Here is an 8,867-nt window from a genome sequence, read left to right as displayed (position 1 = left end):
TACTTTCAGCTTATGGTCGCCATCTATCCGTCGATATTTTGTCTACCGCTTCATATTACGATGTCTGTTAATAAGGGGGGTTTTAATGGGATCTGGAATCGTTCGCGGCTATAAGGGGTCGTTTCCTGTTATTGGTGAAAACGTCATGATTGACCCATCGAGCGTGGTCATAGGTAAAGTCACCCTCGGCGACGATGTCGGCATCTGGCCTCTGGTCGCGATCCGTGGCGATGTAAACTATATAGATATTGGTGCGAGAAGTAATATTCAGGACGGTTCCGTACTGCATATCACCCATAGTTCAGAAAAAAACCCGGCGGGCAATCCGTTAATCATCGGGGAAGACGTCACCGTGGGACATAAGGCCATGTTACACGGATGCACCATCGGCAATCGCGTGCTGGTCGGCATGGGGTCCATCCTTCTTGATGGCGCCGTTGTTGAAGATGATGTGATGATCGGCGCCGGTAGTCTTGTTGCTCCGGGAAAACGTCTGGAGAGCGGCTACCTGTATCTCGGCAGTCCGGCGAAAAAAATCCGCCCGCTGACGCCGGAAGAGATCGAAGGCCTTATATATTCCGCCGATAACTATGTGCGTTGGAAAAATGAATACCTCGATCAGAACAATGAAAAACAGCCCTGACTATCGTATTCATCATTGAGCACCATTTTTTCCATCACCTCTTCCAGATCCCAGCGATTCTCCCTGAACAGCGATAGCCACTGTTCAGGGGTGGCGCCGCCGTAGCGCTGCCGCATCTGCTGCGCGCTGATAAGGCAATCCTGCTGGAAGCCGTTAATCAGCACAGGAAAACGGATCGTTTGACGCTCATCGTCCCAGCTTTCACGATCCGGGAATTGGATCGCCTGGTTCACCGCGCCAGCTCCCGCTTAAGCGTATCAATCACCGGATTAACGTCCGGCATTATGCCATGCCAGAGTTTAAAGGCGTGCGCCGCCTGACCGACAAGCATGCCCAGACCGTCGGCGTATTTAACCGCGCCATGCTGTACGCACCATGCTAAAAACGGCGTCGTCTCAGACAAATAAAACATGTCATAACAGCGCGTATCGGCAGCGATCAGTTCGGCGGGTATCGTGGGAACGCTGTCATATATCCCGGATGAGGTGGCATTGATCACCAGATCAAAAACCTGCCCTGATAATTGATCAAACCTCATCGCACGGATATCGCCGACGGAGCGAAAGAGTTGTACTAATCCATCAGCTCTGGAAAACGTCCTGTTAGCCAGAACGACGGAGCAGCCATAAGTCAGCAATGGCTGGATAACCCCGCGCGCCGCGCCGCCCGCACCAAGCAGTAAAACACGGTCCCCTGGCTTTACCAGACCCAGCCGCTGCAGATCGCTTAATAAACCGATGCCGTCGGTATTATCGCCAAATAGACGTCCGTCGCTCAGTTTCTTTAAGGTATTAACCGCGCCGGCAAGCGACGCTCGTTCGCTGCGTTCATCCGCCACGGCAAAAGCCCGCTCTTTAAACGGCGCCGTGATATTCGCCCCGCTGGCTCCCTCGCTGAAATAACGATGCAACTCCGCTTCAAAATTATCCACGGGCGCCAGTACGCGCTGATAGGTCAGCGCAATGCCCGCTTGAGAAGCAAACAACTCATGTATACGCGGTGACTTACTGTGCGCAATTGGATTACCAAAAACAGCAAAAGACATTATCTCAGACACCCAACTCTCCAATCTCCAGGTTACCCCTGGCGCAACAGTTTACCGGTTAAAACATCTCTAATCTCGGAAGGGTTTACCCTTCCACCTACCTGTCCGTGCAGGACAGGGAAATCAACGCCAAACTGCTGATGGATTTCCTGCTCCGAACGACAAGGCGGCAGGCCGCTCAAATTGGCGCTGGTTGAAACCAGCGGCTTGCCATAACCGACACACAATTTTTTCACCAATGGATGTGCGCTGACCCGCACCGCCAGCGAGCTAAATTGCCCGGTAAGCCACGTTGGCGTGGTGGGTCTGGCCGGAATAACCCAGGTAACGGGCCCGGGCCAACTGGAAAACATGGCGTTTTTTTGCGCGTCGGACAGCGCGCTATCATCCACATACGGCGCCAGTTGCTGATAATCGGCGGCAATCAGAATCAGCCCCTTGCGCCACGAACGCCGTTTTAGCGCCAATAAACGGTTTACCGCCGTTTCACTATCCGGATCGCATCCCAGGCCAAATACCGCTTCGGTGGGATAGGCGATGACTTCTTCGTTGCGCAGCGCCTGCAATACAGGAACCAGTAAATCATCAGAGGCATTATTCATTGTTATCAACTTCGGCCGTCGCCGATTTTCCACATAATTTGCTGGCGCAAAGCAGCCTGATGCCCTTCGCCGTTTTCTTTTCGATAAGTAAAGGATAGCCGCAGTGGGGACACTCTCCGGCTACCGGTTTGTTATTAAGGGTAAACTGGCACTCAGGGTAACGATCGCAGGCATGAAAAACTTTGCCATAGCGCGACTTGCGCTGTAGCAGCGTTCCCTTACGACATTGCGGACAGCTCAACGCGGTTTCATCAGGGCGATCGATCACCTCGGTGTGATTACACTGCGGATAATTTTCACAGCCGATAAACATGCCGTAGCGCCCTTGCCTCAGCACCAAAGTCGACTGGCAGCGCGGGCAGAGCTGTCCATCCAGCACCTTGACCACGTGACCGTCCGCCTGTGCCTTTAGCGGACGAATAAATTCACATTCAGGGTAACGCGAGCAGCCAAGAAAAGGCACGTGCCGGCCGGAACGGATAACCAGCGCTGACCCGCATTCCGGGCAAAGCTCTTGTTTTTTGTCGGCAAAAAGTACGGTTTTAGCCATTCCTTACCTATTACGCTCCAGGCTATTGCACATAACCGTCATTTTCCTCAAACAAAAGTTCTTCCATTTGCTGGTAAGCGTTCTCACATCCGGGGACATTGAAAAGCACCATCAGAATGACCCATTTAAGATCTTCCAGATCAAAATCTTGTGTATCAAGCGCCATCACCCGGTCGATCACCATCTCGCGCGTTTCCAGATTCAAGACCTGAATCTGTTCGAGAAATAATAAAAAACCACGGCACTCCGCATCAAGACGCAACTCTTCATCCTGCGTATAGATACGCATCGCCAGCGGGTCGTGCGCCAGATTGAGCGGCGTATTCTGCCCTTCCTGTATGTCAGCCAGTTTTTCCAGCCAACTCAGCGCGCTGTAGATATCATTACGATCAAATCCAGCACGGGTGAGGTCATCAGTCAACGAATCCTGATCGACACGCATTTCAGTTTCATTGTGGATATAAGTTTCAAACAAGTACATGAGTACGTCGAACATGGCCTGCCCTCCTTAATCGGACATAGCCGCCGGGTACTGCTGCGATCCATCCTGCTAACTCCAGTTCCAATAGTTTACCCACTATCTCTGGCACAGGTTGGCCGGCACGTTCAGCGACAACGTCAACAGGTGTAACCTCATCTCCTACGTTAGCCAACACATCAGCAAATGGCAATTCAACATCCTCTTCCACGGCAGAAATAGTTTGATCCGCCGTTGCAGGAAGCCATTTCAGCTCACTCATTAACTGTTCGACAATATTTTTAGGATGGGTGACAAGGTAGGCGCCCTGTTGAATCAGCCAGTGCGTTCCCTGCGTCATCGGGTTGCCTATCGGCCCGGGTAAGGCAAATACTTCCCGCCCTTGTTCCAACGCATAGCGGGCCGTCACCAGCGACCCACTGCGCATGGATGCCTCCACCACCAATACGCCCATGCTCAACCCACTGATAATGCGATTTCTTCTTGGGAAGTTCGTCGGCAATGGCCGTGTCTCCAGCGGGAATTCGGACACCACTGCGCCGCCCTGTTCGAGAATGCGCTCGGCAAGTCGGTGATGACGCCGAGGGTAGATATGAGCCAGCCCGCTGCCTAACACCGCGACCGTTTTTCCCCCGGCTTCGAGTGACGCCCGGTGTGCGATACCATCGATCCCGACCGCCAGCCCGCTGGTGATGGTCAGGTTATTTACCGCCAGTTCCTGCGCAAAGAACTGCCCCCACTGCTCTCCATAGGCGCTATTACTGCGGCTGCCGACGATAGCGATTTGCGGCGATGCCAATAAAGCGGGATCGCCCGCAACAAACAGCAACAGCGGAGGGGAACTGATATTGGCGAGTAAAAACGGGTATCTTTTATCAATGCAGGTCACCATATGGCGATCGGGCTGCGACAGCCAGCACAGCGTTTCTTCCACTATTTTCCGATCAAAGCGTTGGAACTGTTCTGCCTGAACGTCAGTCATGCCCAGTGACATTAAAGCGCTTTTGCCGTAATCCCCCCTGGCAATAAGTTCTCCGGCCATTGCTCCGGCGCGTCTGGCCCCCAGGTACCTCACTCCCATCAGGCGCAGCCAGATTTCCGTTGATAACATTGCGCATCCCTTATTCCGCCGGGTCGGGTTGTCCCGGCAATTAACTGCCGATGCTGTCAATCGGTGCGGGAAATGTCTAGAATAGGGACAGATACTCTTTCATCACTCGGATACAGATCTAAATATATATGTCAGTTTTGCACGTATTACATTTTCCGGACGAGCGGCTTCGCATCAAGGCGCGGCCCGTAAAAGAAGTCAATGCGGACATTCAGCGTATCGTCGATGATATGTTCGATACCATGTATGAAGAAGAAGGCATTGGTCTGGCCGCCACTCAGGTGGATATTCATCAGCGTATTATTGTTATTGATGTTTCAGAAACCCGCGACCAGCGGCTGGTGCTGATTAATCCCGAGCTGCTTGAAAAAAGCGGCGATACCGGTATCGAAGAGGGATGTTTATCGATCCCGGAAACCCGGGCGCTGGTGCCGCGCGCCGAACGCGTGAAAGTACGGGCGCTGGATCGGGAAGGCAATACCTTCGAACTGGAAGCTGAGGGCCTATTGGCGATCTGTATCCAGCATGAGATGGACCATTTGGTCGGGAAGTTGTTTATTGATTATCTTTCCTCTCTGAAACGCCAGAGAATCCGTCAAAAACTGGAAAAAATGGCCAGGCTAAACGGCCGGGATTAAGGGTTTATCTTCCTGACAGGAAACAACGTGTCCGATTCTTTACGCATCATCTTTGCCGGTACACCTGACTTTGCCGCGCGCCACCTAGAGGCGCTCCTCTCCTCCGGGCATCAGGTGGTGGGGGTTTTCACTCAGCCGGACAGGCCGGCCGGCCGGGGTAATAAGTTAACCGCCAGCCCGGTGAAAGCGCTGGCGGAACAGCACGATATTCCGGTGTATCAGCCCAAATCTCTGCGTCAGGCCGAAGGTCAGGAGATGGTGGAAACCCTGCAGGCCGATGTCATGGTAGTGGTCGCTTACGGACTGATTTTACCCCAGACGGTTCTGAATATGCCGCGCCTCGGCTGCATCAACGTGCACGGTTCGCTGCTGCCGCGCTGGCGTGGAGCAGCGCCGATTCAGCGCGCGTTGTGGGCGGGCGATCAAAGCACCGGCGTGACGATCATGCAGATGGATGCCGGGCTTGATACCGGCGCCATGCTGCACAAGATCGCCTGTCCGATTCTTGCCGACGATACCAGCGCCACGTTATACAGCAAACTGGCGGAGATTGGCCCCCGCGGACTGCTGGAAACGCTGGCGCAGTTGGCTGACGGTAAGGCCGCGCCCGAGACTCAGGACGACGCCCTGGCGACCTACGCGGAAAAGCTCAGCAAGGAAGAGTCCCGCCTCGACTGGCAACTTTCCGCGCTACAGCTTGAGCGCTGCGTGCGGGCGTTCAATCCCTGGCCGGTAAGCTATTTTGTCGTCGACGAACAGCCGGTCAAGGTGTGGAAAAGCGCAGCGATCGCCAGCGATCATCACGCATTGCCCGGCACCATTTTGCACGCCGATAAAAACGGCATCCAGGTCGCCACGTCAGATGGCGTGTTTACCATTCTTGAGTTACAGCCGGCCGGTAAAAAAGTGATGAAAGTCCAGGATCTGCTTAACTCGCGGCGTGAATGGTTTACTCCCGGCAATGTTCTGGCCTAAACGCGGTTTAATGCCGGCGATACTCGCCGGTATACCCTATCTCTTACGTAGTCGCTAACAAATGAAAAGCTCATATAACCTTCGCAGTATTGCCGCTAAAGTGGTAGGGCAAGTAGTGGACCACGGACAATCGCTCAGTACCTTATTGCCCGCCTGTCAGCGAGATATCTCTGACAAGGATCGCGCGCTATTGCAGGAGCTTTGCTTTGGCGTACTGCGCGTGTTGCCGCAGTTGGAATGGTTTATTCAGCAGTTGATGGCCAAGCCATTGACGGGTAAGCAGCGGCCTCTGCACTACCTGATCATGGTAGGCATGTATCAACTGCTGTATACCCGCATCCCGGCTCACGCGGCGCTGGCGGAAACCGTGGAAGGCGCCATCGCTCTGAAACGCCCGCAGTTGAAGGGGCTGATTAACGGCGTGTTGCGTCAGTTTCAACGCCAGCAGGACGAGTTGCTGGCGCGCGCGGCGAATAATCCCGTACGCTATCTGCATCCGGGCTGGCTGCTGACCCGGATTAAAAACGCCTATCCCGACAACTGGCGGCAGATTGTCGACGCCAATAATCAGCGCCCGCCGATGTGGCTGCGCGTCAACCGGCTGCATCATAGCCGCGAGACGTACCTTGCCCTGCTCGGGCAGGCAGGCATCGAAGCGGTGACGCATGCCGATTATCCCGACGCCATTCGTCTCGTCGTCCCCTGCGCCGTCAACCTGCTTCCGGGGTTCGAACAAGGATGGGTAACGGTACAGGATGCCTCGGCGCAGGGCTGCGTACATTGGCTGGATCCGCACAATGGCGAGACGATTCTCGATCTCTGCGCGGCGCCGGGAGGGAAAACCACCCATATTCTGGAAGCGGCGCCGCAATCACAAGTCTTGGCGGTGGACATCGACGAGTCAAGGCTCAGCCGGATAAGAGAGAATTTACAGCGTCTGCAACTCCATGCGCAAGTGGTTCTCGGCGACGGGCGTCAGCCCGAAAGCTGGAGCCAGGGCCGCACTTTCGACCGTATCCTGCTGGATGCGCCCTGCTCCGCGACGGGCGTGGTCCGCCGGCATCCGGATATTAAATGGTTGCGGCGCGACAGCGATATCGCCGAACTGGCGCTGTTGCAAAAAGAGATTCTGGAAGCCGTCTGGCCCTACCTCAAACCGGGCGGAACCTTGGTCTATGCCACCTGCTCAATCATGCCGGAAGAGAATCAGCAGCAGGTAGCCGGCTTCCTTGAGCGTCATGCCGATGCCACGCTGGTCGGCACCGGCTCGCCACAACGGCCCGGCATCCAGAAACTCCCCAGCCCGGATGACGGCGATGGTTTCTTCTACGCCAAGCTGGTAAAAAACTGATATTGCCTCCAGTATTGTCTAACGCCTTGCGGCAACAACACATACGGCAGAATTGATTATGAAGATTATTATTCTTGGCGCGGGTCAGGTAGGCGGTACGCTGGCGGAAAACCTGGCCGGTGAAAACAACGACATTACCGTTGTCGACACCGATACCACCCGTTTACGTCAGCTTCAGGATAAATTTGATCTGCGCGTGATCGCCGGCTATGCCTCCCACCCTCGGGTATTGCGCGAAGCGGGGGCGGAAGATGCGGATATGCTGGTTGCGGTCACCAATTCCGATGAAACCAATATGGTTGCCTGCCAGATTGCCTATTCGCTTTTCAATACGCCAAACCGTATCGCGCGCATCCGATCGGCCGAGTATATCCGCGAATCCGAGCATCTGTTTCTGCCCGAAGCCGTGCCCATCGATCATTTAATCTCGCCTGAACAATTGGTTATCGATAATATTTACAAGCTGATTGAATATCCCGGCGCGCTTCAGGTGGTCAATTTCGCCCAGGGGAAAGTCAGCATTGCCGCGGTAAACGCTTACTATGGCGGCCCTTTGGTCGGTAACGCCCTGTCATCGATTCGTGAACATATACCGCATATAGAAACGCGCGTTGCCGCTATTTTCCGCCACGATCGCCCCATCCGCCCCCAGGGTTCCACGGTTATCGAAGCCGGAGATGAAGTCTTTTTTGTTGCCGCATCACAGAATATCCGCGCCGTGATGAGCGAACTGCAACGGCTGGAGAACCCCTATAAACGCATCATGATCGTGGGCGGGGGAAACGTCGGGGCCGGGCTGGCACAACGGTTGGAAAAAGATTACAGCATTAAACTGATAGAACATAACGCGGAGCGAGCGGCCGAGCTTGCCGAGTTATTGCAGGATACCATCGTGTTTCACGGCGATGCCTCGGACCAGGAGCTGCTCGCTGAAGAGCATATCGAGCAGATTGATGTGTTTATCGCCATTACCAATGATGACGAAGCCAACATTATGTCGGCCATGTTGGCCAAGCGGATGGGCGCAAAGAAAGCCATGGTGCTGATTCAGCGCCGCGCTTACGTCGATTTGGTTCAGGGCAGCGTCATTGATGTCGCCATCTCTCCGCAGCAGGCGACCATCTCCGCGCTATTAAGCCATGTGCGTAAGGCGGATATTGTCAGCGTCTCCTCCCTGCGCAGGGGCGCGGCGGAAGCAATCGAAGCCATTGCCCACGGCGACGAAGACACCTCAAAAGTGGTCGGGCGCACGGTGGAGGATATAAAACTGCCGCCCGGCACCACGATTGGCGCGGTGGTGCGCGGCGATGACGTCATTATCGCCAACGACAATACCCGTATCGAACAGGGCGATCACATCATTATGTTCTTAACCGACAAGAAATTTGTACCGGATGTGGAACGCCTATTCCAGCCAAGCCCTTTCTTCTTGTAATGAAAAAGAAGATAAGTTGTTTAACTATCACTAGGTTAT

Annotated in this window: 11 protein-coding genes; 5 read left to right on the top strand and 6 right to left on the bottom strand. The window is 54.4% G+C overall.

Annotated features, from left to right (window positions below):
• Window positions 1–85: 85 nt before the first annotated feature.
• Window positions 86–643, top strand: a complete 558-nt coding sequence (locus tag EH206_RS02420; RefSeq protein ID WP_009111234.1) for a gamma carbonic anhydrase family protein — start codon at window positions 86–88, stop codon at window positions 641–643.
• Here the strand turns inward: EH206_RS02420 and EH206_RS02415 are convergent.
• From EH206_RS02415 to dprA, 6 genes are read right to left on the bottom strand one after another with little or no spacing between them, the layout of a single operon-like run.
• The gene (locus EH206_RS02415; RefSeq protein ID WP_009111233.1) at window positions 619–876 is read right to left on the bottom strand and encodes a DUF1488 family protein; all 258 of its coding nucleotides are present in this window, start codon (window positions 874–876) and stop codon (window positions 619–621) included. The two genes, EH206_RS02420 and EH206_RS02415, sit on opposite strands and share 25 nt — an antisense overlap.
• On the bottom strand, window positions 873–1,700 hold the full coding sequence (aroE, locus tag EH206_RS02410; RefSeq protein WP_009111232.1) for a shikimate dehydrogenase: 828 nt from the start codon (window positions 1,698–1,700) through the stop codon (window positions 873–875). Before aroE ends, EH206_RS02415 begins: the two co-directional genes overlap by 4 nt.
• A 20-nt stretch (window positions 1,701–1,720) precedes the next feature.
• A complete protein-coding gene (tsaC, locus tag EH206_RS02405; protein ID WP_009111231.1) occupies window positions 1,721–2,290 on the bottom strand; it encodes an L-threonylcarbamoyladenylate synthase type 1 TsaC in 570 nt (189 codons plus the stop codon).
• On the bottom strand, window positions 2,283–2,840 hold the full coding sequence (locus EH206_RS02400; protein WP_009111230.1) for a DNA topoisomerase family protein: 558 nt from the start codon (window positions 2,838–2,840) through the stop codon (window positions 2,283–2,285). Before EH206_RS02400 ends, tsaC begins: the two co-directional genes overlap by 8 nt.
• 22 nt (window positions 2,841–2,862) lie before the next feature.
• A complete protein-coding gene (locus EH206_RS02395) occupies window positions 2,863–3,336 on the bottom strand; it encodes a DUF494 family protein (protein ID WP_009111229.1) in 474 nt (157 codons plus the stop codon).
• Complete coding sequence (gene dprA, locus EH206_RS02390; RefSeq protein ID WP_009111228.1) at window positions 3,308–4,429, bottom strand: DNA-protecting protein DprA; 1,122 nt, start codon at window positions 4,427–4,429, stop codon at window positions 3,308–3,310. Before dprA ends, EH206_RS02395 begins: the two co-directional genes overlap by 29 nt.
• A gap of 128 nt (window positions 4,430–4,557) precedes the next feature.
• Here dprA and def point away from each other — a divergent pair, with 128 nt between their 5' ends.
• The 4 genes from def (at window position 4,558) to trkA (ending at window position 8,828) form a co-directional block, all read left to right on the top strand.
• Window positions 4,558–5,067, top strand: coding sequence for a peptide deformylase (gene def / locus EH206_RS02385; protein ID WP_009111227.1), 510 nt, complete (start codon window positions 4,558–4,560; stop codon window positions 5,065–5,067).
• Window positions 5,068–5,094: 27 nt separating this feature from the next.
• Entirely contained in the window at window positions 5,095–6,042 is a 948-nt protein-coding gene (fmt, locus tag EH206_RS02380) for a methionyl-tRNA formyltransferase (RefSeq protein WP_009111226.1), read from the top strand.
• A gap of 61 nt (window positions 6,043–6,103) precedes the next feature.
• The gene (rsmB, locus tag EH206_RS02375; RefSeq protein WP_009111225.1) at window positions 6,104–7,393 is read left to right on the top strand and encodes a 16S rRNA (cytosine(967)-C(5))-methyltransferase RsmB; all 1,290 of its coding nucleotides are present in this window, start codon (window positions 6,104–6,106) and stop codon (window positions 7,391–7,393) included.
• Window positions 7,394–7,451: 58 nt separating this feature from the next.
• Window positions 7,452–8,828: a Trk system potassium transporter TrkA gene (trkA, locus tag EH206_RS02370; protein ID WP_009111224.1), complete on the top strand. Its 1,377-nt coding sequence runs from the start codon at window positions 7,452–7,454 to the stop codon at window positions 8,826–8,828.
• The last annotated feature ends 39 nt before the right edge of the window (window positions 8,829–8,867 follow it).

This window comes from Brenneria nigrifluens DSM 30175 = ATCC 13028 (assembly GCF_005484965.1).
GTDB lineage: Bacteria > Pseudomonadota > Gammaproteobacteria > Enterobacterales > Enterobacteriaceae > Brenneria > Brenneria nigrifluens.
This window is presented reverse-complemented; position numbering and strand designations above follow the sequence as displayed.